This is a genomic window from Flavobacterium algoriphilum (genome assembly GCF_048158655.1).
Classification (GTDB): Bacteria; Bacteroidota; Bacteroidia; order Flavobacteriales; family Flavobacteriaceae; genus Flavobacterium; species Flavobacterium algoriphilum.
The window spans coordinates 424499-448648 of the sequence record NZ_JBLNKY010000001.1; the positions used below are offsets into that span (position 1 = coordinate 424499).

The following is a 24150-nucleotide window of genomic DNA, read 5'->3' on the forward strand; positions in this document are numbered from 1 at the left end:
TTTAAATTAAACAAAGGCAAACCTAAAGATTTTTTGTAATTTAACCCTAATTTTTTAACTAATTTATTCATACTATGGACATTCCGTTGATTATCTTTATTGTATTTGCGTTATTTATTTTACTTTCCTCCTTTTTTACTGTCAAGCAGCAAACCTCTGTTGTTATTGAACGGTTCGGTAAATTTTTAAGTATTAGACAATCAGGCCTCCAACTTAAAATTCCTTTAATTGATAGAATTGCCGGACGTGTTAATCTAAAAATCCAACAGTTAGATGTGATCATCGAAACCAAAACCAAAGACAACGTTTTTGTTAAACTGAAAGTTTCAGTTCAATTTATGGTTGTAAAAGAAACCGTTTACGATGCTTTTTACAAATTGGAATATCCACACGATCAAATCACTTCGTATGTATTTGATGTGGTTCGTGCCGAAGTTCCAAAACTAAAGTTAGATGATGTTTTCGAAAGAAAAGATGATATCGCTGTAGCTGTAAAAAGAGAATTAAACGAAGCAATGACCACTTATGGGTATACGATCATCAATACATTGGTAACCGATATTGATCCTGATATTCAGGTGAAAAATGCGATGAACAGAATCAATGCTGCCGACAGAGAAAAAACTGTCGCAGAATTTGAAGCAGAAGCATCCAGAATTAGAATTGTTGCCAAAGCTAAAGCAGAAGCAGAAAGCAAACGTCTACAAGGACAAGGTATTGCTGACCAAAGACGTGAAATTGCCAGAGGTTTGGTAGAAAGTGTTGATGTTTTAAATAAGGTTGGTATAAACTCTCAGGAAGCTTCGGCTTTGATTGTGGTTACGCAACATTATGATACCTTGCAAGCTATTGGCGCAGACACTAACTCCAATTTGATTTTATTGCCCAATTCTCCTCAAGCCGGAAGTGATATGCTGAATAATATGGTAGCTTCATTTTCTGCATCAAATCAAGTGGGCGAAATGATGAAGAAAACCAACAGAAAGGCAAAACTAAAAACTCAGGAACATACTAGTTATCAAGCTCCGCAACCTCCAGAAAATCCTGAAATAGAAATATAATATTTGAATTGTTTTAAATAAAAAGAGGCTTAATTGCCTCTTTTTCTATTTGATAACCAATTTTTAATAAACGGAACTGCTTTCGAAACAAATGGAATAGCTTTCGTAACGTATGGAATTGCCAGATTAATTAGCGTTCCATAATTTCCAGAAAAAGCATGTAAAGAGGAACCTATAACTCCACTTACAATATTTTGCGGAGTAAAACTCTCCTTGGTTTTTTTAATTCCGAAAACGAGTTTTTGATAACTGATTTCTTTTTCAATTTTCAAAATTTCTAGTTCCCTATCAATTTGAGCGTAGGAAGAATATTTTTTGGTTTCCATAATTTAGTCGTTAAAAAATATTTCAGAAAATTTTTCTAGTACTGATCCTTCAAAAAATTTATCTCTAATTGTAAATAAAAGACCTGTTAACAAAAGGTATATTCCTCCTATAATTAAAAATCCTAAACAGTACGAATCTAAATAATTTCCAATTGCTAAAGCACCCGCTACAGAACAAAATAATAAAACCATACTAAAACACAAAAAAATCAATGTAAACTTAAGAATCATGGTAGTAGATTTCATTGCTACTTTAAAACCCCATAATTTATAATAAGAAACATTGCTTTCAATGAAAGCTTGAACTTGCTCTTGTATATTTTCCGTATTTTCTTTTAATTCTTCAAAAGCCATAATTTTATTTTTTTAATACCAATTAGAAAAAATAACCAATATTATTTTTGAAACTTAGCATTCTGTTCTTTCAATTCAGTCAATTTTGATTCTAAAAAAGAAATTACATCTTCCGCTTTATGACTTACATTCGAAATCAAATCATCGTATGTTTCTTGTAAATCATAATTTTTAGTAAAAGCAAGTTTACTTCTTAGTTCATCTGATGCACTATCGAATTTATCTTTTAAACCTTTTTTAGCATCATCGTAACCATCTTTAAATTTTTCTCTTGTTCTGGAACCTTTATCAGGAGCAAACAAAATTCCTATCCCAGCTCCTATCACTGCACCCGTTAATAGAGCAATTAATGTATTTCCTGCGTTATTCGACATGTTATTGATTTTTGATTGTTAATAATCTAAAATTACAAATTTTATTTAACATATAGCTGTTAACAAGCCGTTAATTTATTTTGAATAACTCTAAAAAACGAAATGAAACCCGCTACTGAAACGAATCTTTAACAGCTGTATAAGAAGTCATAAATCTTAAAAAAAGGCTTTAAATATGATTTATTAAAGCCGTTTTAATTGATAATTATTATGATAATTTAAAATTGTAATACTAAATAACAATCATAAGAAAAGCGCCTTACAAAAGACGCTTTTAATCAATAAAATCTATACCGTAGATTTAGTTCTAAAATTTTAGTTCGTTTAATAATTCCAAAACTTTTTCGTTTTTTTCATTCTTTTTTAATTCTGAAAGCTGAATTTCGAAAAGACTGAAATTATTCAAATCATTTTGTAAATACTGAATTGCCAAAATTCTAACGGCAGCCATTTGACTTTTTAATGACATCGTGTATAATTTTGTCAAAGATTCTTCTTCAATATCTTTAACGTGTACTTTATCTGAATGATGTAAAATTAAATTAGAAAACAACAACGAGTTATTATCATTCTTAATATTTTTAACAATAGTCTGAATAATTAAACTATAGTTATCAATACTTTTTATGTTTTCAATAATCGTATTCAATATTAAATTAGCACTCTTTTCATCTTTTTCCTTTACATATTTATTGATTTCTTTTTGAGTATTCATCAATAAATTTTCTTCTTTTTTGCCTTTTTCTTCCCAAGCATCCTTCAATCCAACGGTTTTATTAAAGACAATTTTACCTTCGGTTGTGTCTTTATCAACATTGAAATAACCCAAACGTTGAAACTGGAATTTCTCATCGGATTGTACCGTTGCCAAACTTGGTTCTACAAATCCTTTTACAATTTGTAACGAATCAGGATTAATAAACTCCAAGAAATTTTTCTCTTTATGACTGTCTGGTGCTTCGTCAATAAACAAGCGATCATACAAACGAACTTCCGTTTCAATTGCATGTTTTATAGAAACCCAATGCAAGGTTCCAGCCACTTTTCTTTGACTGGCTTCACTCCCGCTTCCGCTGCGACTGTCTTCATCATAAGTCACGTAAATTTCAGTAATAGTTCCTGCAGCATTTTTTACAACACTTTCTCCTTTGATGATGTAGCCATTTTTTAAACGTACTTCTCTGCCTAAACTCAATCGGAAAAATTTAGCAGGAGCTTCTTCTAAAAAGTCATCTCTTTCAATGTATAATTCTCTCGAAAAAGGTACTTTTCTAAATCCTGCACTTTCATCTTCTTGATTATTTTCGGCTTCTAACCATTCTTCTTTATCTTTAGGATAATTAGTAATTACTAATTTAATTGGATCTAAAACTGCCATAACTCTTGGCGCCGTTTTATTTAAATCTTCCCGCAAACAAAATTCTAAAAGTGAAAAATCAATAACATTTTCTCTTTTGGCAACACCAATAATATCACAAAACTTACGAATAGAAGCAGCTGTATAGCCTCTTCTACGCAATCCTGAAATAGTTGGCATTCTGGGATCGTCCCAACCATTTACAATATTTTCCTGAACCAGTTGCAATAGTTTTCGCTTGCTCATTACCGTATAATTCAGGTTCAAACGAGCAAATTCATGTTGATGTGGCCTTACTTTTGATTCATCATAAATCTGGTCTAAAAACCAATTGTATAATTCCCGATGCATCACAAATTCAAGTGTACATATAGAGTGCGAAATTTGCTCTATATAATCACTTTCTCCATGTGCATAATCATACATGGGATAGATATTCCAATCATTTCCGGTTCTATGATGATGACGGTGCAAAATACGGTACATTAATGGATCACGCATCAACATATTAGTTGATTTCATATCAATTTTGGCACGTAAAACATGACTTCCTTCCTGAAAATCTCCATTTTTCATTCCTTCGAACAAAGTAAGATTTTCTTTAATCGAACGGTTTCGATAGGGTCCATCAACTCCAGGCTGTGTTGGCGTTCCTTTTTGAACCGCCATATCTACAGAAGATTGACTGTCAATATATGCTTTTCCGTTTTTAATCATGGCAACCGCCCAGTCGTATAACTGCTTAAAATAGTCTGATGAATACAATTCTTCAGTCCAATTAAAACCCAACCATTTCAAATCTTCTTTGATAGCATCTACATATTCCTGCTCTTCTTTGGCGGGATTAGTATCATCAAAACGCAAGTTAACTGGCGCATTGTACTTTAATCCTAAACCAAAATTTAAGCAAATAGATTTGGCGTGACCAATGTGTAAATACCCATTAGGCTCCGGCGGAAAACGAAAACGTAATTTATCTTGTGGGAAACCATTGGATAAACTGTCTTCAATGATTTGTTCTATAAAATGGAGTGATTTTTCTTCGGTTGACATTTTTTTGTTTAATTTTAGCAAAGATAAATAAATGGTTTAAAATTTACTGTTTAAAGTTGACCAGAGATAGCTTTAAGCCTAAAAAATTTTGAACAAAAAATTAAAAAATGGGATTTATAAAATTAAAAAATATCCGAACCTACTCCTACCACGGTTGTTTGATTGAAGAAGGAAAAATTGGTTCTGATTACTCAGTTGATTTAAAAGTAAAAACAGATTTAAGGAAATCTTCCATCAGCGATAACCTGGCTGATACAGTTGATTATGTGTTGTTAAACCAAATTGTGGTTGAAGAAATGGCTATCAGAGCTAACTTATTAGAAAATGTTGCACAGCGTATCATTGCCAGAATTATGAAAGAAGTTCCAGAAATTTCAAGAGTTATTCTGAGTGTTTCAAAATTGAATCCTCCTATAGGTGGTGATGTCGAAGCGGTTACAATAGAAATGGAAGAATATAGAAGTTAAATTAAAAACGTTTTAAAGGGCTTACGAAATATTTTTTGAAATTTTTAAACTTTAAACTTTTAAACTTTAAACTTTTTAGTTACTTTTGCCATCCGTTCAACTACGGCGTCGTGGCCGAGCGGCTAGGCTGGGCTCTGCAAAAGCTCCTACTCCGGTTCGAATCCGGACGATGCCTCTAAAACCTTCAAAGCAATTTGGAGGTTTTTTTTATGTCTAATTTTTAAGAAAAATATAGAATTTAATACTACTCTTCTAAAACTTTAATGAACTTATATTCCTTAAATGGTTTCGAATTTTAAACATATAGAGAATATGAGTTCATAAAACAAATAGTATAATTATTCAGTTGTTACAAAAAAAGTCTAAATCTGAATTTTTCTATCAGATTTAGACTTTTTTTATTTTTTAAAACAAAAATACCTTTACTTATTTCTCAATCTTCTCAAATGCATTTTTAACCATTTCTTTTTCTTTTGGAAACCATCCTTGTGTGATCAAAACCACTCCGAAAATCATCATCACGATGCTGATTCCTTTCTTAATTTTAAGAATATTAGTAGGTGTTAATTTAGTTTTTAATTGTTTGGCTAGTACTATTTTAATACAATCAATTAATAAATAAGAAAGTATTACACTGATAAAAAAAGTAATCATTCTGGACGTTTGCATTTCTAATTTTGGCCCTACTGAAATAATAATAGCCAGCCAAAAACCAAGTACTCCAATATTGATAATATTTAAGAAAAATCCTTTTATAAAAAGACTTCCATAATTCTTTCTGATAATCTCATTGTCTATTGCTTCTGTATTTATTTTTTCTTCTTTTTTTAGCCTGACAAAAGAAATTATACCATAAACTAACATCAAGATTCCACCAAAAATAAAAAGGGCAGGTTTATCTTTTAAACTTTGGATTAACCTGTAACTACCTAAATAAGCAATTGCGATAAAAACAATATCTCCTAAAACAACTCCTAAATCAAAAACTAAAGCAGCTCTAAATCCTTTTATAATACTAGTTTCAAGTAATATAAAAAATACGGGACCAACCATAAAACTTAAAAAAATTCCCCAAGGAATACCGGATAAAATATCGTTTATCATTAAAATTTAAAATTTATATGAATAGAAATGCAAAACTATTATTTTTCTAGGATTGTTCCACCAATGAAAACTTCTTTATTAATTTGTTTTGGTTTACCATAAATGTAAATAGAGCCTCCGGCCTTCACTTTTGCATTAACCAATGTAGTGGCATAGATTTCAGATTTTCCTCCTGCAGCAACGCTTATTGATGTTTGAGTCGTATGTAAATTGGTTGCTTTTAGAATTCCACCAGAAGTAATGACTACATCTTGATTTGTGGCTTTACCTGATACATTGATTATTCCACCTGCACTAGCCTTTACATTGACTTTCTCAACATCTATTTTAATGTTTATCGTTGCTCCTGATTTTGCATTTAAATCCAACATCGTTTGCTTAAAATCAGTTTCACTTGAAATAGAACTTCCCTCACTTGCACTAATACTTTCAATACTATTAAAAAACAATTTTACTATAATGTTATTGCCTGATAATAATTGTGGAAAAGGCATTCTTATTTTTAATTCCCCATTTTTATTAACCGTTTCAACTTCATCTGCTCTATCTCCAGTTATGACCACTTTATTTTCTGAGGATGAAATTAATTTTACATTAATTTTATCAAATACTTTTACTTCATCAAAATCTCCTAAATTTCTACTTACCTGTGCATTTGTTATTTGGCTTAAAAATACAAAGGCAATAATCCCTAATTTTTTCATTTTTTTATTTAATTGGTTCTTCAATTCTTCTTAAAAAATTAAAATCCAGTTGTTTTTTAACTAAATCGGCATTTTTTACTTTAACGTAAATTTCATCTCCTAATTGTAATAGTTTACCAGAAGTTGCGCCAGTTAGTGCATATTGTTTTTCATCAAAGGTGTAATAATCGTCTTTTATATCGCGTATTCTACACATTCCTTCACATTTATTCTCTATAATCTCTACATAAATTCCCCATTCCGTCACACCAGAAATAACACCTAAAAACTCTTGATCCTGGTGATCTTGCATGTATTTTACCTGCATGTATTTGATAGAATCCCGTTCAGCATTAGTAGCTAAACCTTCCATTGTGGAAGAATGAACACATTTAGTTTCATATGTTTCTTCATCCACTGATTTTCCACCATCCAGATAATGCTGTAATAATCGATGCACCATTACATCTGGATAACGACGGATTGGCGATGTAAAATGGGAATAATAATCAAAAGCTAAACCGTAATGTCCTATGTTATCTGTAGAATATTTGGCTTTACTCATACTTCTAATCGCAAGAGTATCAATTAAATTCTGTTCTTTTTTACCATTTACTTCTTCCATCAAAGCATTCAATGATTTAGAAATATCGCCTTTATTACGGAAATCAATTTTGTAACCAAACTTAGCAATTACCGTTTGCATGGCAATTAATTTATCTTCATTTGGCTCATCATGGATTCTGTAAATGAAGGTTTTCTTTTGTTTTCCAATGAATTCTGCCACTTTTTTATTGGCCAAAAGCATGAATTCTTCAATCAGATGATTGGCATCTTTAGAAACTTTAAAATAAACTCCTTGAGGTTCACCTGCATCATCTAAATTAAATTTTACTTCCACTTTATCAAAAGAAATGGCTCCATCGGCCATTCTTCTTTTTCTAAAAATTTTAGCTAATTCATCCATTTTTAGAGTCGCTGAGACAATTTCATTAGAAACTTGATACGAACTTCCTGTAATCGAAATTTCTTCCGGAATCACATCTTCTTTCGTTTCTATGATATACTGCGCTTCTTCATATGAGAATCGTTGATCAGAAAAAATTACAGTTCGACCAAACCATTCATTCACTACCTGAGATTTTTCAGTGATTTCAAAAATAGCCGAAAACGTATATTTTTCTTCATTTGGACGCAACGAACAAGCAAAATTTGATAATACTTCAGGTAACATTGGTACTACTCTATCTACTAAATAAACGGATGTCGCTCTTTGATACGCTTCATCATCAAGAATGGTTCCTTCTTCAAGATAATACGAAACATCGGCAATATGAATACCAATTTCGTAATTTCCATTCTCTAATTTTTTAAATGATAAGGCATCATCAAAATCTTTGGCATCTTTTGGATCAATGGTAAAAGTCAATGTATCGCGCATGTCACGACGTATGGCAATTTCACTTGCTTCTATCGATGTATCTATTTTTTGGGCATAGGTTTCAACTTCAATAGGAAATTCAGCTGGTAAGCCATATTCAGCAAGTATAGCATGAATCTCTGTATCGTGTTCTCCTGGTTTCCCTAAAACTTTTATAACGGAACCAAAAGGACTATCCGCTCTGGCTGGCCAATCTTCGATGTGAACTAAAACTACATCTCCTTGCTCTGCCTCGCCTAATTTATCTTTTGGAATAAAAATATCAGTATACATTTTTGGATTTGCAGTAGAAACAAAAGCAAAATTAGCTTGAATATCAATTACACCAACAAAATCGGTTTTATTTCTTTCAATTACTTCAATTACTTCGCCTTCAGGTCGTTTCCCTTTTCTTCGATTGTAAACATAAACTTTTACAATATCTTTATCTAAAGCGTGATTTAAATTATTGGTGGGAATGAAGACATCTTCTTCTAACTCTGAACAAACAAAATAGGCTGTTTTACGACCTGTCATATCAATCTTACCTTCGTAATAGTCTTTGCTTACCGCTTTTACTAAATACTTTCCAGGTTCTGATTCTATAATTTTATCTTGAGAAGCAAGAATCTTCAAATCTTTTATAATTTGATTTCTACTTTGGGTATCATCAAGTTCCAGTTTTGCTCCTATTTGTTTATAATTGAATGCTTTATTAGCACTTTGAGACAATATTTTTAATATTTTATCAGAGAAATCTTTCTCTTTTTTGATCGGCTTTCTTAATCTTTTACTCATACATCTTTTCTTATAGCGTATAAAATTACGAAATAGTTAATCGTTATCAATAACCGGCTAACAGTTTTAAAGAAAATATAACTTTACAGAATAGTTGTATCTTTATAAAAACAATCAAAATGGAAGATTTTCAAACAATTGCAAGTTTTAATTATTCGCATGAAATTATTGTTCTAAAACATATTTTAGATCAAGAGGGAATTTCTTATTTTTTTGAAAATGAAATGACTTTATCCGTTGCTCCTTTTTATTCGAATGCTTTAGGCGGAATTAAGTTAAAAGTACATTTAAACGATTTTGAAAAGGTTCAGCAAATTTTAGATCGTTTGAATAACAATCTAACCATCGTTTAATTCAATTTGAAAGTTTTATTTTTTCAAAGTTGTCAACATATATTAATATAAACAAAAAGAAAAATTAAATTTAAATTATTTTTTGGTTGTTATTATAGCTTGTTAATAGCTACAATAAATTTATTTTTAAAGGTATTGAAATGAAGTTTAAAGTTGTTATACTGACTTATCAACAATGCTGTTTTAGGGTAAAGGATTAGTTTTAAGTTGTTTTTAGATTTTAATTAACAATGGTTAATAATTCAAATAGAATTGATTTTGTAAATAAGTATTTTTGAATTTTTGTTAATAAACTCTTTTTTTGTAATGATAACTATTCCAAAAATTCATCAAACAAAATTAGGATTTGTAATGTGGGTTTTGGATTAGTTATTTTAAAGTTAGAACCAAAAAAAACTTCTAATATTCTATCCAAAGTTATGAACATGTTTTGTTAATTTAAAGTTAACTGAATATCAAGTGATTGTGTTTTACTATTAACAATGTAAAAAATTAACATTTTAAATATAAAAAACACATTGATTAACAGTTACTTATATATTCATTAGAATTGTTAATAAAGCATAATCAAATATTATTCTGATAGTTATAGCATCTATTTTACTTTGATTTTTAAAGACTTATTTGAATTGAGTTATGCTATTAAAGAAAGCGAGATTTAAATTCAATAAAACTAAATTTCTTTATTTAAATTTGCACCACACAACTTATATATAGTAAAAATGAAAATATCCATAGGAAACGATCACGCTGGTCCAGAATACAAGAAAGCAATCGTTGAAATGCTTAAAGCAAAAGGACATGAAGTAACTAATTACGGAACTGATTCTGCAGATAGTGTAGATTATCCTGATTTTGGACGTCCGGTTGCTATAGATGTTTCTGAAGGGAAAGCTGATTTTGGAATTGTAATTTGCGGAAGCGGTAACGGAATTTCTATGACAGTAAATAAACAGTCTCAAGTACGTGCTGCTTTATGCTGGATAAAAGAAATTGCAGTATTAGCCCGTCAGCATAATGATGCTAATATTATCAGTATTCCTGCGCGTTATACTTCAATCCCACAAGCAGTAGAAATGGTGGAAGCGTTCCTGAACACAGAATTTGAAGGTGGAAGACACCAAACAAGAGTAGATAAAATTAGCTGTTAATAATTATTTAAAGGAATATCTTTTCATAAAAATAAAATAATCCAACAGCAATTACAATTTGGATAATTACAATTCTGTAAAACTTAAAAAGATAGTATTTCTTAGAAGTTTTATGATTGAAAATATACATGGCTAATGCCGAACCAATTGTACCACCAACAGCAGCAAATGTTAAAAGGGTTTCTTCGGAAATCCTTTTTTTATGATCAATAGCCAAACGTTTATCATAAGCAGTAATTATAAAAGCTAAAATATTCAACGTTAAAAAACTATATAATAAAGTCATAAATGATATAAATTTCAAGTTTAAAGCTATTATTTTAGCTGAAAAATTAATTAGACAATTTCATTTTTTTCTAATTAAACATTTTCAATATTAAAATATTTAAAATTATCTAATTAGAGGATGACCAATATACAATTTATAGCTAAAACTGTTCCAACAGCAGCAATTAATATACAGAAAACCGTTCAATTATTACAAGAGGATTGTACAATTCCGTTTATTTCCCGGTATCGAAAAGATACAACAGGTAATCTTGATGAAGTGCAAATAGAACAAATTGCAAAACTTCAAAAAGAATATGAAGTGATTGTAAAACGAAAAGAAGCGATCTTAAAATCCATTGAAGAACAAAATGGACTTTCGCCGGAATTAGAAAATAAAATACAGCAAAGTTTTGATTTACAGGAACTAGAGGATTTTTATCTACCTTATAAAAAGAAGAAAAAAACGAAAGCTGATGTTGCTCGTGAAAACGGATTAGAACCTTTGGCAAAAATCATCATGACACAAAATAATGATGCAATAGATTTTATTTCAACCAAATTTTTGAATGAAAATGTGATTAATGAAGATGCCGCTTTACAAGGTGCCCGAGACATTATTGCCGAATGGATTAATGAAAATATTTACGTTCGAAAACAACTTCGAAGATTGTATCAACGGAAAGCCACAATTACAACAAAGGTTGTAAAGACCAAAAAAGAGGATGAGAAAGCACAAAAATTTGATCAATATTTCGACTGGTCCGAACCGTTAAATAAAATACCATCTCATCGTTTGTTGGCCATGCTTCGTGCCGAAAATGAAGGTTTTGTGAAAATGAAAATCGAAGTCGATACGGACGAAGCCTATGCTATTATTGATGCTTTAATTCTAAAAAACTCAAATAGTACAACACCTCACGTACAATTAGCCATCGAAGATAGTTACAAACGATTGTTAAATCCGGCAATTTCAAATGAAACTTTGCAAGAGGCAAAAGCTAAGGCTGATGCCAATTCTATTCAGGTTTTTGCAAATAATCTTGGACAGTTATTATTAGCACCTCCTTTGGGTGAAAAAAGAATTTTGGCGATTGATCCAGGATTTAGAAGTGGTTGTAAAATAGTTTGTCTGGATGAAAAAGGCGATTTGTTGTACAATGAAACGATTTATCCGCATGCGCCTCAAAAAGAGGAAGCCATGGCAATGAAAAAAATCCGCTCGATGGTGAATTCATATAAAATTGATGCGATTTCCATAGGAAACGGAACAGCTTCTAGAGAAACGGAATTCTTCATCAAGAAAATAGCTTTCGACAAACCGGTTCAAATTTTTATCGTTTCTGAGGCTGGTGCATCCGTTTATTCTGCATCAAAAATTGCAAGAGAGGAATTTCCCGATTATGATGTTACGGTTCGTGGTTCGGTTTCTATCGGGCGGCGATTGAGCGATCCATTGGCGGAATTGGTAAAAATTGATCCGAAAGCCATTGGCGTAGGCCAGTACCAACACGATGTGGACCAAAACAAGTTAAAAGAGGAACTAGATAATACGGTCATTCGCTGCGTAAATTCTGTTGGGATAAACATCAACACGGCGAGTAAACACTTGTTGGGTTATGTGAGTGGAATAGGAGAGAAGCTAGCCGAAAATATTGTGCAATATCGATCTGAAAATGGTCCTTTTCAAGACCGAAAACAACTCAAAAAAGTGCCGCGTTTAGGAGAAAAAGCCTATCAACAAGGGGTTGCATTTATCCGAATTTCAAATGCTAAAAATCCTTTGGACAATTCAGCAGTGCATCCGGAAGCATATGGAATTGTAGAAAGAATGGCCGAAGATTTGAAATTAACTGTGCATGATTTAATTGCCAACAAAGAAAAAACGGCTTTAATAAAACTAGAAAATTACATTACGCCAGAAATAGGGTTACTAGGTTTAAAAGATATAATAAAAGAACTCGAAAAACCAGGATTAGACCCAAGAAAATCAGCAAAAGTATTCGAATTTGACCCCAATGTAAAAACAATAAAAGATATAAAATCTGGAATGATTTTGCCAGGAATTGTCAATAACATTACCAATTTTGGTTGTTTTGTTGATATCGGAGTAAAAGAAAGTGGCTTGGTTCACATCTCGCAACTCAAAGCAGGTTTTGTAAGCGATGTAAACGAAGTCGTAAAATTACACCAACACGTTCAGGTAAAAGTAACTGAAGTGGATGAAGATAGAAAACGCATTCAGTTGACGATGATTATTTAAATAAAATAAAAAAAAGGCTTTTCAAATTATGAAAAGCCTTTTTTTATTTTATTTCTTCTTCTTCTTTTTTATCAGCTGGCTGATTGTCTTTGGCTGCGTTTTTGAATTCTTTAATTCCGCTTCCTAGGCCTTTCATTAGTTCTGGAATTTTTTTACCTCCAAAAAGTAATAAAACGATTGCCAATATAACAAGGATTTCTGTAACACCTATTCTTCCCATGATTGAATAATTTATTGCCGAAGCAAATTTGTAATAAAACTGTCTACAAATGTAATTAGAATAAGTTGATATGAATTCATTTTAAGGCAATTATTTGGTTTCAATAACGTTAAAAATTTATTAAATCAAATTTACATTTCATAAAACAGGATCAAAGGACACTAATACAATCCCTACTATAAATTGATTATATTTGTTCAATAATCAAATTGTATGTCCAAGAAAAGACAGAAACGAAAAAAACTTAAAGAAAATTTATTCAATAAAAGACGTTTAATAGTTCTAAACGAAGACACTTTTGAAGAAACTTTTTCGTTAAAACTCACATTGATGAATATTTTTGTATTCGCTACTTTGGGTGCAATAATTATAATAACGATTACTACATTTATTATTGCTTTTACGCCTTTACGGGAATTTATTCCGGGGTATTCTTCTTCTAAACTTAAAAAAGATGCCACCCAATTGGCTATAAAAGCAGATTCTTTGTCGTTTGCTTTAAAGAAAAATGAAGCCTACATCAAATCCATTCAAAAAGTATTAACGGGAGAATTGGAATATGCAAAATTCAATAAAGATTCCATCCTTGCAGCAACTGAAGAAGTTTTACCTCCAATAAATTTATCTGCTTCTAAAAAGGAAATGGAATTAAGAGCACAAGTGGAGAATGAAGAAAAGAATACCCTCCCAGCCTCCCCGAAGGGAAGGAGCCAAAAATAAAAACAGTAAAATAGGTTCATTTAAAGTGAAAAGGGAGTCTTATTAGAGCTCAAAAAATCAAAATATAAATTAAGAAATGTCAATAAAATCAGTTGCCGCAAAACTATTTGCACTTAAAATTTATAAAAAAACTCAGGCTTGGGCCACTAATCCTGTTCCAACCCAAAACAAAGTTTTACTGCAGTTAATAAAAGAAGCTAAGGAAACACAATTTGGAATCGATCATCATTTTGATACTATAAAATCAAGTACCGATTTTGCGAATCAGGTTCCGGTTCGGGATTATGAAGCGTTAAAACCATATGTTGATAAGGTGGTAAAAGGCGCTGAAAATATTCTTTGGAAAGGGAAACCTTTGTATTTTGCAAAAACATCGGGAACAACATCTGGAGCTAAATATATTCCGTTGACCAAGGAATCCATGCCTTTTCATATTGAAGCGGCTCGAAATGCGATTTTGCATTACATCCATGAAACAGGAAATGCAGATTTTATTGACGGAAAAATGATTTTCCTGCAAGGAAGCCCAATTCTGGAAGAAAAGTACGGGATTAAGTTGGGTCGGTTATCTGGAATTGTAGCTCACTTTGTTCCAAAATACCTGCAAAAAAACCGCATGCCTTCTTGGGAAACCAATTGTATTGAAGATTGGGAAACCAAAGTAAATGCGATTGTCGAAGAGACATTCAACAAAAACATGACGGTAATTTCAGGGATTCCATCTTGGGTACAAATGTATTTTGAAAAATTACAGCAAAAGGGAGGGAAGCCAGTGGGAGAAATCTTCAAAAACTTCAATTTGTTTATTTACGGAGGCGTTAATTATGAGCCGTATCGCGCCAAATTCGAAAATTTAATTGGTCGAAAAGTAGACAGCATTGAGCTATTTCCTGCTTCAGAAGGTTTTTTTGCGTATCAGGATTCTCAAAAGGAGCGTGGCATGTTACTGCTTTTGAACTCTGGAATTTTTTATGAATTTATTAAGTCAGACGAATTTTATACCGAAAAACCAAGACGGTATACCATTGGTGAGGTAGAATTAAACGTGAATTATGTATTGATTATTTCTACTAATGCGGGACTTTGGGGCTATAATATTGGTGATACCGTTCAATTTACTTCATTGAAACCCTATCGCGTGATTGTTTCGGGAAGAATCAAGCATTATATTTCGGCATTTGGAGAACATGTCATTGGAAAAGAAGTAGAATGTGCGTTGCAAGAAGCAATGATTGGAACTAATATTAGGATAAATGAATTCACCGTTGCACCTCAAATCACACCAACCGAAGGATTGCCTTATCACGAATGGTTCCTCGAATTTGAGAATGAACCAGAAGACCCCGTTACTTTTGCGGAAGCGATAGACAATGCCATGAGAAAGCAAAACGTATATTATGATGATTTGATCGTGGGACACGTATTGCGAAAAGTTGTGATTACGAAAGTGGCCAAAAACGGTTTTCAGGAGTACATGAAGTCGATAGGCAAGCTGGGCGGACAAAATAAAATTCCCAGACTTTCTAATGACAGAGCCATTGTGGATTTATTAAACAAAAAATAAAAGGGTTACATTTGAGTTTTAGAAAATATAATAAATGAAAGATAGTAAACATATATCACGTACGAGAGCACAAGAATCATCAGCAGCCATTGAAAAAATGTACATCACGATGCGTCATTTGTTCAACAGAGGATTTTATAAACCAATGGGAGTTTCAGGCGATACTTTGAGGGAAGCTTTACTGGCTTTGCGACCAGAAATTTACGGCAATATTGGCGAAGAAAAAGTGGAATTGAACGGTCTTTTATACGTTATTGAGCGTTTGCCAGTAGGAATTGAAGAATGTAGATTCATCAATTTAACTTCGGATGAAGGCTATTCTAAATCCCATTTTCAAGCGATTGTTCCACCAAAAAGACGTCGTAATTGTTATCGAATTGATGAGGAACAAATGAATGTGGAGATTACGCGTGGACGTTCGGATATTTATGATATTTTGACGCATTTAACGTTCATTTTTATCGAATCCCATAAAATAAGAAATAGAGTTTTGCTTGACGATGCAGGCGAAGTTTCGCGTGATTGGTTTAAACTGGAACAAGCAGTTTCTGAAAATAAAAAACTGACTCTTGTAGAAAAAGAGAAGGCAATTTCGCATGCTTCAAATATTCTGGGAAGAACATTTGAGGACGTTTTAGAGATATACGATGCATTTGGGTCGGTAACTGCGCCAGATCGCTTCTTACATGTTATCTTTTGGTTGGGCAAATTAGCGATTGAGGAAGTGGTGGACAATAATAAAAGAACCATAACATTCAGTCCGATTTTGAGGGAACGGTTGGGGCATCATATTCATGGTGAAATTTGGGCAACGAACATTAAGGAAGTTTTAAAAGAGAATCAGCTCTTAGACCGTCCAATTCATGTGATAAGTGCCAATATGCACAGTGTAATGAACTCTATTTTTGCTACACCGGCTTTGAAAACGAAGTTTAAGGACAAATCAGATTTCTTTATTTATGAAGAATTGAGTAAATCCGGCTCGTATGACGTTCGCAATCAGGTGGAAGACATTGCATTGAAATACGGAATGATTTCTTTACCGGATACTTCAGGAACCAATATTGACGTACAAATTTTTGATACAGCCAAAATAGACTGGACTAAAACCTCATTTCCAAAAGCAACTATTGGTGACAAAAAACCGGTTATAATCGTCATGGATTATGCTTTTGGCGAACAAGCGTATGAAACAATTGATGAATTATTGAAACCCTATAAAAAAGAGACCTTACTGAATGTCGAATCGGTTTCCATTATGGGAAAAGCAGGAATTTTGGAAGGTGGAAAAGGAGACATCATGATTCCGAATGCGCATATTAATGAGGGAACGGCAGATAATTATTTTTTCCATAATGAATTGTCGGCGGAGATGTTTGAAGGAAATGATATCGCAGTTTTTGCCGGACCAATGGTTACGGTATTGGGAACATCATTGCAAAACAGGGATTTATTAAAATTCTTTCATGAATCGACTTGGGGTATTATTGGATTGGAAATGGAAGGTTCTTATTATCAAAAAGCCATTCAATCTGCATCCAAAATCAGAAAAAGCGTTCCTTTGGATATCAAAGTGAGATATGCTTATTACGCTTCAGATAATCCATTGGAAACGGGAAGTACATTAGCTTCTGGCGGACTGGGAACAACGGGTGTAAAACCTACGTATTTGATTACCATTAAGATATTGGAACAAATTTTCAACGTAAAATAAAAGTATAGCATGAATAAAAACGGACCCAATAATCAAGAGGATCAGGAGATTGATTTAACACAAATTTCTAAGAAAATCAGCAGTCTTTTTCAAAGATTTAATACTTTTTTATTCACATGTATTCAGTTTTTTGTAAAAAATATTATTGCAGTTTCGATTTTGTTGTTTGTTGGAGTAGGTTTAGGAATTTTATTAGACCAAACACAAAAAACCTTTGATAATCATATTATAGTTGAGCCAAATTTTAAATCAACGGATTATTTATATTCAAAGATTAATTTATTAGCGGCTAAAATTGCAGAAAAAGATACCGTTTTTTTTAAATCAATAGGTATTCAAAATTCTAAAGAAATCAATAAAATTACAATTGAACCTATTGTAGATGTATATAAGTTTATCAACAACAATGGGTTAAATCTAGAATTATTGCAATTAATGGCGCAAAATGGAGATTTGAAATCAGTAGTTAAAGAAACTACCACAAGTAAAAACTATACTTTTCATACTATTATTGTTTCGACAAAAGCGGTAACAGACCCCAAAAATACGATTCAGCCCATATTAAATTATTTGAATACGAGCCTTTATTTTGAGGAAGTTCAAAAAATTTCTATTAGTAATATTCAACAAAAAATAAAAGCTAAGGAAGGGATTATAGATCAAATCGATGGAATATTGAATGAGTATTCAAGTGTTAATGACAATCGTCAAAAAAATGATAAACTCATTTATTACAATGAAAATTTACAATTAAATGACATTATAAAAACCAAGGATTCCCTAACTAAGGATATTGGAACATTAAAAATACAGCTGTTTAATTCTAATAAAATAATAAAAGATTCCACGGTTGTAATGAATATCAAAAACACTAAATCCATAAATGACAAACTTAAATTCGTTTTGCCGGTGGTTTTAATTCTTGGGTTTATTTTTATAAGTTTTTTCATTTCTTTTTATAGAAAACAATCTTTAAAAGTCCAACAAAACGGGACAATTTAGGTTTTAGGAATAGTTGTCATTACCACTGATTCTAATAATTAATATGTTGAAAATATTCACTAACGATCTTCAAAAAATTAAAAATAACCCATTTATTCTACAAAGTTTAAACACATTAATTTTGAGAGTTTTGGGAATGCTAATTTTGTTTGGATTTACTTTATTTCTGACAAAGAATTTTAGCCCAAAGATTGTCGGACAATATGATTTCGTCCGATCTTTTCTATTGGTAATAGGCAGTATATGTTTATTGGGTTGTGACCAATCCATTTTATATTTTAGAGGAAGATTAAAAGGCGTAAATGGTTTATATTCCTTAAAAGAGATTTATATAAAAATGGTTGGAATAGTATTTTCAATGGCGATAATTTTATTTTTAATCGTTTTAGCTACCAATAAAGACTTTATTAATGCTTTTTTCTCTGATCAAGGAGTTTATTTAATTCTTTTAAAATCATCTGGAATCTTATTTTTTTCGGCTTTAACTACTTTAAATACGGAAGTTTTTCGAGCATTGGATCGTTTGTATGTTGCGGAACTATTTAGAAATGCAATAAAATATATTCCTTTAATTCTGGGCGCAATTTTACTGTATTACATCAAAAAAGAAATTTATTTAGTTGATGTTTTTCTTATTGGTTTTGTGATTCTGGCCGTGATTACCTCAATTTTGGTTTTTAATTATTTTAGCAAAGTAAAAACCAATACTATAAACGAGCCTAATACGTATAAAGAAATAATCGTTAAATCCTATCCCATTGCAATAAGCGGAATGGCTTTATTTTTATTGATGAGTTTTGATATTATATTCTTAAAAAAATACAGAGACGATGCAACCGTTGCTTTTTATGCTTTGGCAATGAAATTAATGACCATTTTATCAATGGTAATCGTTACAGTTAACATCACTGTTTCTACAAAAATTGCCGAATACTTTTCTACTAAAAACACTTTCGAATTAAATAAAATATTGAGAAATAGTTCTCGCTTAATTTTTATTTTGACACTACCAATCGCTTTATTGATATGTGTTTTCTCAGAATATATTTTGCAGTTTTTTGGCAAAGAGTATATTGTTGCGAGGAATGCATTACTTATTCTAATGATTGGCCAAGGAATTTGTTCCGCTTTTGGATCGGCACCTATTTATTTGAATATGACTGGAAGACAAAATGTTTTCCAAATCATACTTGTAATGGCGGTTATTATTAATTTTATTTTAAACAGATTTTTAATCCCGGTTTATGGAATGGGAGGAGCTGCATTTGCCTTTGTTGCTAGTTCATTTTTTTGGAACTTTATTTCCGCAGTAGTTATTTATAAAAAAGACAACGTAAAAGTATACTTGAATTAATTTAAAAAAGACAACGGTGAATAATCCAAATAAAAATGTTTTTTTTAGTATCATAGTTCCCGTTTACAATGTAGAGAATTATCTGGAGCAATGTATAGACAGTATTTTATGTCAAACCTATACTAATTTTGAAATTATTATGGTGAATGACGGGTCTACTGATTCTTCTTTAAAAATCTGTTCTTTATATGAAAAAAAAGATCCGAGAAATATAATTATCAATAAAGAAAACAGTGGTTTATCTGATGCCAGAAATGTGGGATTATTAAGGGCAAAAGGAGATTATGTTATTTTTACTGACAGTGATGATTATTGGGAGGGAAATAGCGTTTTAGAAGAATTAAACCACTTAATAAAAGAATCTTATCCCGATTTAATACTTCATGAGGAAAGTCGTTTTTTTTCAAAAAATCATGTAAAATGTAAGTATAACCAACAATATATTAATAATAAAGAAGGGGATTTTAAGAAAGAAGCTGAGCAATTAGTTTATTATGATTTATTTGCCGCTTGCGCATGGGATAAAATAGTAAAGAGAACGATATTAATCGAAAATGAATTGTTCTTTCCATTGGGAAGAAAATCGGAAGATATGGAATGGTGCAGCAGATTAATTAACCATATTAACACTTTTGCTATCTATCCAAAATCGTTTTATATATACAGACAGGGAAGACTTGGGTCAATTACTCTTCAGGTTAGTGAGAACCATGTTATGGATGTATATGAAATGGTGAAACACGGTTTAAATAACATCAAACATGATGAAAGTAGCTTAAATAAGGCCTTAAGAAACTATTGGGCATCGATTTATGTAATACTGTTAAAAGACTTCTATATCTTGTCTTCAAGTAACAGAAAAGCCATTTGGAACGATTTAGTTTCCTGGAAACACCTACTTAAAGAAGGACGTAATATTAAATTAGACAAAGTCATGAAGTTTTATAATTTCGTACCTTTTATGATGCTACCTAGTTTTCTATATATTTATAGGATATTTAATGTTTTACAAAAAAGATATAAAACTTTAAACTAGCGGAACCATGAAACAATTCCTTTAAATTTTTATGATGCAAATTAAAAAGAGTACGGCAATTTTTGTGGTGTTATTTATTGCCAATTTATTTGTGGCAGTAACAGCATTTTATATATTACCCAAACGCTTTTTTTACGATTCAGCCATTATTGCATTCGACAAAGGCAAAGAAATAGGTTTTTTAGGAAGTTACCCGCTTACCATATTATTTTATAAAGTAACCGGATTGCGTTATTTACCCTTTCCTCTAATTGCCTTGATACAATTTCCAATTCTAGCTTATGTATTGTACAAAATTGGAGTTCCAAATAATTTTTACAAGCTAAATGTAAAGAACATCCTTGTTTATTTAGGATTCTTTATGATGGCAATTTTCATGTCTATGCCTTCCAAAGAATTTATTACTTTTTTATACGTTGCAATTATTGTATTTCTTTACAAGAATCATAAAATTTCTTATGCTAAGTCAATCGCTTTATCGATGCTTCTTTTAGTTCTTTTTGGGATTTTTTATCGGCCTTACTTTCTTCTAATACCCCTTATAGCTTTTGTAATGTATGCGGTTAGTTTCATTAATTTTAAAAACAAAACGATTGTAACCCTTTTCTACGGACTATTAATTGTGATTTTTTTGTCATTAAGCTACGGGATGTTGGAAGGACATTATTTTTCGGAGAGTAGTAGAGAAATTGTAAATACGACAAGGGTAAATGCTTCGGATGCCAATTCCATGATTATTTCTCCTGTTAAACCAGATACTTGGTATGGCGAAACAGTAGCTATTGTCTATGGTTTTTTTGCAGTTAATATCCCGTTAAACGGTATAAAATATATTTTTTCCCCTCAAATTATTGCTTTTATAATTTGGCAACTGTTATTGTTTTATATACTTCTTGTGCGTTTCTCAAAATGTTTAAAGAATAGAGAAGAGTATAAATATGAGCTTTGGATATTGCTTATTTTGTTTGCTTATTTTATTGTTCAAGGAGTGTTTGAACCCGATTTAGGAACTGCGATTCGTCATAAAATAGGAGTTTTTCCTATAATTTATTATGCTTTATATTATGAATATTTCAGAAAAAAACTTCAATAGAATTTTCAATTTATTTTTATTTTTGATTGCCAGTATCATGATTTTCAGAAAACCATGTACTGACCTGATTATACTGTTTGCGGTGTTTAATTTATTATTTATAAAAAAATTAAAAACCACTAAAAAGACTATCTCGCTAGGATTTATTATTGCTTCACCGTTATTAATAGAGATTTTATTTTTTTGGAATAATGATTCTTATTTAATGGGTATAAAATCTATCGAAAAAAGTATTTCCTTGCTTATTTTTCCCATGTTTATTTTAAGGAATTATCAACGGGTACAATTTTATAAATTGCTTCAGTTTTATAGTATCACAACGAGCGGTATCGTGTTGTTTTTCTTTATTCGCTTTATTGTTTTTTATCCAAATATGATTGATAAATACGTCTTAGGAATTGATTTATGGGAAATAGGGTATGCGTTTTCTAATAGCATGGGCATACATGCGCCGGCGCTAAACATGCATTTGTCCTTTGTGGCAATTATTAATATTTATTTTATTTTTGATGCTTTTCGCCAAAGAAAAAGGGCTATAATTAAAAGTGCCAATTTTGTCATTTTTTCACTATCATTCTTCTTTGTTCTTTTTGTGAATACTCGAATGGCTTTGTTTAACATGCTTATTGGTTTTGTTTTGGTTTTTTACTATGAAGTGATCCGAAAATATAATTTTAAAAAGGTTGTTGGAATATCAGCTGTCGGATTGATTTTATTGGGTAGTATCTTTTTACTGTTTCTACAAAAAAACCCGTATATGAAAGAGAAGTATTCCTCAGTAACATTTGCTTACATGGATAAAGTAGGCAACCTCGATGCCATTAAAAATCCAGAAATAAAAGTATTTAATTCTTTTGTTACGCGTGTTTCTATTTGGAAATCAGCATGGGAACTTTCGTTAAAAAACCTGCCTTTTGGTGTTGGAGCTTCCGATGGGAAGTCAGAATTATTCAAATATTATGAACAAACGAATCAACATTTTCTGGCAAAGTATGAATTCCCCACTCACAATCAGTTTTTGGATTTTTTATTAAAATACGGATTTTTAGGTCCAATAATATTTTTTTTATACGTTTTTACTATTGGATATTTAGGGTTTGACATAAAAAACGCAATTATTATTGCATTCTTTTTTATCTTTTTTACCTCTAATCTCACAGATGATTTTCTATTGCGTTTTGACGGAATTGCATTCAGCGGATTTTGGTTTTCTATCTTCGGAAGTTACTGGTTACAAGAGAAAACTATTGTTTATAAAGAGAAACTAATTCAGTAAAATTTTTAGCGCTGTCGAATAAACTTTGACATCTTTCTAATCCTTTTTTTCCAAAATTGTCTCTTATTTTTTCGTCTTTCAGAATGTCGATATATTTTTCTAATTCATTGACATTATCAAAAAGGAAACCTGTTTCGTTATGCACTACCACATCTTTATTTCCGATAATATTCGTGGCCAAAACGGGTTTTTGCATTGCCATTGCTTCTAATACTGCAATTGGTAATCCTTCCCAAAGTGAAGTTTGAATATAGATATCAATTTTATTAAGCTCTTTTAACGCATCCTTTCTTTTCAAGAACCATCCTGTAATTCTTATATTTGGAGCGGTTATTTGTTGTTTTAATTCACCATCTCCAATCCAAACAAAATTATGGTTGGGATGTTTTAAAGCAATTGCGTTAAATAATTTAGGATTTCTGGCAGCAGTAATTCGCCCAACGATACCGATTGTCAAAATTTCATTTTTATTTTTCGAAACATTTTCATTAACCTCTATAATATCAATACCATTTCTTATAAGGTAGGATTTTCCTATTTTTTTGGCTATTTCGTATTCGGTATCCCCACAAGCAATGGTTAAACCGCCAAATATTATCTGAAAACTGTTCTCGATTAATCTGTATATTTTTTTATTAAAAGATGAAATATCTGTTCGAAGGAAAGAATAACCATGTGGAGTATAAAATAATTTTATTTTTTTAAATAATAGAAAACAAGCAATTCTTCCCAAAACACCAGCTTTTGAAGAATGAAGATGGATAACATCAGGATTTAATTTTTGAAGCTCTCTGGTTAATTTTACAAGAGATTTTAAATCTTGTAAAGGAGAAAAAGGCCTAACCATATTTAGTTCTATAAGAGAAATTCCTTTTGAAAAATCTTCTTTTATTCTTTTCGAATTAATTTCTTTCCGATTTCCACTATAAATGATGGTGGTGTTTATATTCTCATTTATTTCATGATTTCCAAAAAAAAAGGATAAATCTTTGAAATAGGTGTGAACTCCTCCGGCCAGTGCTTCAACAACATGAACAACTTTCAAAGTAGATGATTTATATTTATGTAAAAATATATAAAATTGATTAGTAATGACTTCAATTGGAGCCGTAATATTACCTTAATTTTAATTTTAATTCT

At 31.2% G+C, this 24150-nt stretch carries 23 protein-coding genes and 1 tRNA gene; 14 read left to right on the forward strand and 10 right to left on the reverse strand.

What is annotated here, in order from left to right:
• Positions 1-74 precede the first annotated feature (74 nt).
• Positions 75-1061, forward strand: a complete 987-nt coding sequence (locus tag ACM55G_RS01830) for an SPFH domain-containing protein (protein WP_416842195.1) — start codon at positions 75-77, stop codon at positions 1059-1061.
• 29 nt (positions 1062-1090) lie between these two features.
• Here the strand turns inward: ACM55G_RS01830 and ACM55G_RS01835 are convergent, their stop codons facing one another.
• The 4 genes from ACM55G_RS01835 to ACM55G_RS01850 all read right to left on the reverse strand — a co-directional run bounded on the left by ACM55G_RS01835 (position 1091) and on the right by ACM55G_RS01850 (position 4525).
• Positions 1091-1387: a DUF6327 family protein gene (locus ACM55G_RS01835; protein WP_416842196.1), complete on the reverse strand. Its 297-nt coding sequence runs from the start codon at positions 1385-1387 to the stop codon at positions 1091-1093.
• Positions 1388-1390: 3 nt separating this feature from the next.
• A complete protein-coding gene (locus tag ACM55G_RS01840) occupies positions 1391-1741 on the reverse strand; it encodes a competence protein (RefSeq protein WP_416842197.1) in 351 nt (116 codons plus the stop codon).
• A 41-nt stretch (positions 1742-1782) separates the two neighbouring features.
• The gene (locus ACM55G_RS01845) at positions 1783-2115 is read right to left on the reverse strand and encodes a YtxH domain-containing protein (protein ID WP_416842198.1); all 333 of its coding nucleotides are present in this window, start codon (positions 2113-2115) and stop codon (positions 1783-1785) included.
• 307 nt (positions 2116-2422) lie between these two features.
• Positions 2423-4525, reverse strand: a complete 2103-nt coding sequence (locus ACM55G_RS01850; RefSeq protein WP_416842199.1) for a glutamine--tRNA ligase/YqeY domain fusion protein — start codon at positions 4523-4525, stop codon at positions 2423-2425.
• 107 nt (positions 4526-4632) lie between these two features.
• On the opposite strand from ACM55G_RS01850, the gene folB reads away from it, so the two are divergent.
• The gene (gene folB / locus ACM55G_RS01855) at positions 4633-4992 is read left to right on the forward strand and encodes a dihydroneopterin aldolase (protein WP_416842200.1); all 360 of its coding nucleotides are present in this window, start codon (positions 4633-4635) and stop codon (positions 4990-4992) included.
• Between the two features lie 104 nt (positions 4993-5096).
• Positions 5097-5167 (forward strand) — tRNA-Cys (locus ACM55G_RS01860).
• A gap of 251 nt (positions 5168-5418) precedes the next feature.
• On the opposite strand, the gene ACM55G_RS01865 is transcribed toward ACM55G_RS01860, so the two are convergent.
• From ACM55G_RS01865 to rnr, 3 genes are read right to left on the reverse strand one after another with little or no spacing between them, the layout of a single operon-like run.
• Positions 5419-6096, reverse strand: a complete 678-nt coding sequence (locus ACM55G_RS01865; RefSeq protein WP_416842201.1) for a LysE family translocator — start codon at positions 6094-6096, stop codon at positions 5419-5421.
• A 38-nt stretch (positions 6097-6134) separates the two neighbouring features.
• Positions 6135-6800: a head GIN domain-containing protein gene (locus tag ACM55G_RS01870; RefSeq protein WP_416842203.1), complete on the reverse strand. Its 666-nt coding sequence runs from the start codon at positions 6798-6800 to the stop codon at positions 6135-6137.
• Between the two features lie 4 nt (positions 6801-6804).
• Positions 6805-8997 (reverse strand): ribonuclease R, encoded by a 2193-nt coding sequence (rnr, locus tag ACM55G_RS01875; RefSeq protein WP_416842205.1) that lies wholly within the window; start codon positions 8995-8997, stop codon positions 6805-6807.
• A 119-nt stretch (positions 8998-9116) separates the two neighbouring features.
• On the opposite strand from rnr, the gene ACM55G_RS01880 reads away from it, so the two are divergent.
• Both ACM55G_RS01880 and rpiB read left to right on the forward strand, forming a co-directional pair.
• On the forward strand, positions 9117-9350 hold the full coding sequence (locus ACM55G_RS01880; protein ID WP_416842206.1) for a DUF2007 domain-containing protein: 234 nt from the start codon (positions 9117-9119) through the stop codon (positions 9348-9350).
• 722 nt (positions 9351-10072) lie between these two features.
• The gene (gene rpiB, locus ACM55G_RS01885) at positions 10073-10501 is read left to right on the forward strand and encodes a ribose 5-phosphate isomerase B (protein ID WP_416842207.1); all 429 of its coding nucleotides are present in this window, start codon (positions 10073-10075) and stop codon (positions 10499-10501) included.
• A 7-nt stretch (positions 10502-10508) separates the two neighbouring features.
• Here the strand turns inward: rpiB and ACM55G_RS01890 are convergent, their stop codons facing one another.
• On the reverse strand, positions 10509-10787 hold the full coding sequence (locus ACM55G_RS01890) for a DUF1294 domain-containing protein (RefSeq protein ID WP_416842208.1): 279 nt from the start codon (positions 10785-10787) through the stop codon (positions 10509-10511).
• Positions 10788-10907: 120 nt separating this feature from the next.
• On the opposite strand from ACM55G_RS01890, the gene ACM55G_RS01895 reads away from it, so the two are divergent.
• Positions 10908-13031 carry a Tex family protein gene (locus tag ACM55G_RS01895; protein WP_416842209.1) on the forward strand — a complete coding sequence of 708 codons (2124 nt, stop codon included), beginning with the start codon at positions 10908-10910 and terminating at the stop codon, positions 13029-13031.
• Between the two features lie 43 nt (positions 13032-13074).
• Here ACM55G_RS01895 and tatA read toward each other — a convergent pair whose 3' ends face one another.
• Entirely contained in the window at positions 13075-13251 is a 177-nt protein-coding gene (gene tatA / locus ACM55G_RS01900; protein ID WP_416842210.1) for a twin-arginine translocase TatA/TatE family subunit, read from the reverse strand.
• A gap of 213 nt (positions 13252-13464) precedes the next feature.
• Between tatA and ACM55G_RS01905 the strand changes: the two genes are divergently transcribed.
• The 8 genes from ACM55G_RS01905 (at position 13465) to ACM55G_RS01940 (ending at position 23010) form a co-directional block, all read left to right on the forward strand.
• On the forward strand, positions 13465-13971 hold the full coding sequence (locus ACM55G_RS01905; protein WP_416842211.1) for a peptidase: 507 nt from the start codon (positions 13465-13467) through the stop codon (positions 13969-13971).
• Between the two features lie 76 nt (positions 13972-14047).
• The gene (locus ACM55G_RS01910; protein WP_416842212.1) at positions 14048-15535 is read left to right on the forward strand and encodes a GH3 family acyl-acid amido synthetase; all 1488 of its coding nucleotides are present in this window, start codon (positions 14048-14050) and stop codon (positions 15533-15535) included.
• Between the two features lie 34 nt (positions 15536-15569).
• Positions 15570-17249 (forward strand): DUF6909 family protein, encoded by a 1680-nt coding sequence (locus ACM55G_RS01915; protein WP_416842213.1) that lies wholly within the window; start codon positions 15570-15572, stop codon positions 17247-17249.
• 9 nt (positions 17250-17258) lie between these two features.
• Positions 17259-18251 (forward strand): hypothetical protein, encoded by a 993-nt coding sequence (locus ACM55G_RS01920; RefSeq protein ID WP_416842214.1) that lies wholly within the window; start codon positions 17259-17261, stop codon positions 18249-18251.
• A gap of 121 nt (positions 18252-18372) precedes the next feature.
• The gene (locus tag ACM55G_RS01925) at positions 18373-19605 is read left to right on the forward strand and encodes an MATE family efflux transporter (protein WP_416842215.1); all 1233 of its coding nucleotides are present in this window, start codon (positions 18373-18375) and stop codon (positions 19603-19605) included.
• A gap of 16 nt (positions 19606-19621) precedes the next feature.
• The gene (locus tag ACM55G_RS01930) at positions 19622-20641 is read left to right on the forward strand and encodes a glycosyltransferase family 2 protein (protein ID WP_416842216.1); all 1020 of its coding nucleotides are present in this window, start codon (positions 19622-19624) and stop codon (positions 20639-20641) included.
• 31 nt (positions 20642-20672) lie between these two features.
• Positions 20673-21734, forward strand: a complete 1062-nt coding sequence (locus tag ACM55G_RS01935) for a hypothetical protein (protein ID WP_416842217.1) — start codon at positions 20673-20675, stop codon at positions 21732-21734.
• The gene (locus ACM55G_RS01940) at positions 21706-23010 is read left to right on the forward strand and encodes an O-antigen ligase family protein (RefSeq protein ID WP_416842218.1); all 1305 of its coding nucleotides are present in this window, start codon (positions 21706-21708) and stop codon (positions 23008-23010) included. The genes ACM55G_RS01935 and ACM55G_RS01940 overlap by 29 nt, the downstream gene beginning before the upstream one ends.
• Here the strand turns inward: ACM55G_RS01940 and ACM55G_RS01945 are convergent.
• Entirely contained in the window at positions 22979-24055 is a 1077-nt protein-coding gene (locus ACM55G_RS01945; RefSeq protein WP_416842219.1) for a glycosyltransferase, read from the reverse strand. The two genes, ACM55G_RS01940 and ACM55G_RS01945, sit on opposite strands and share 32 nt — an antisense overlap.
• Positions 24056-24150 lie beyond the last annotated feature (95 nt).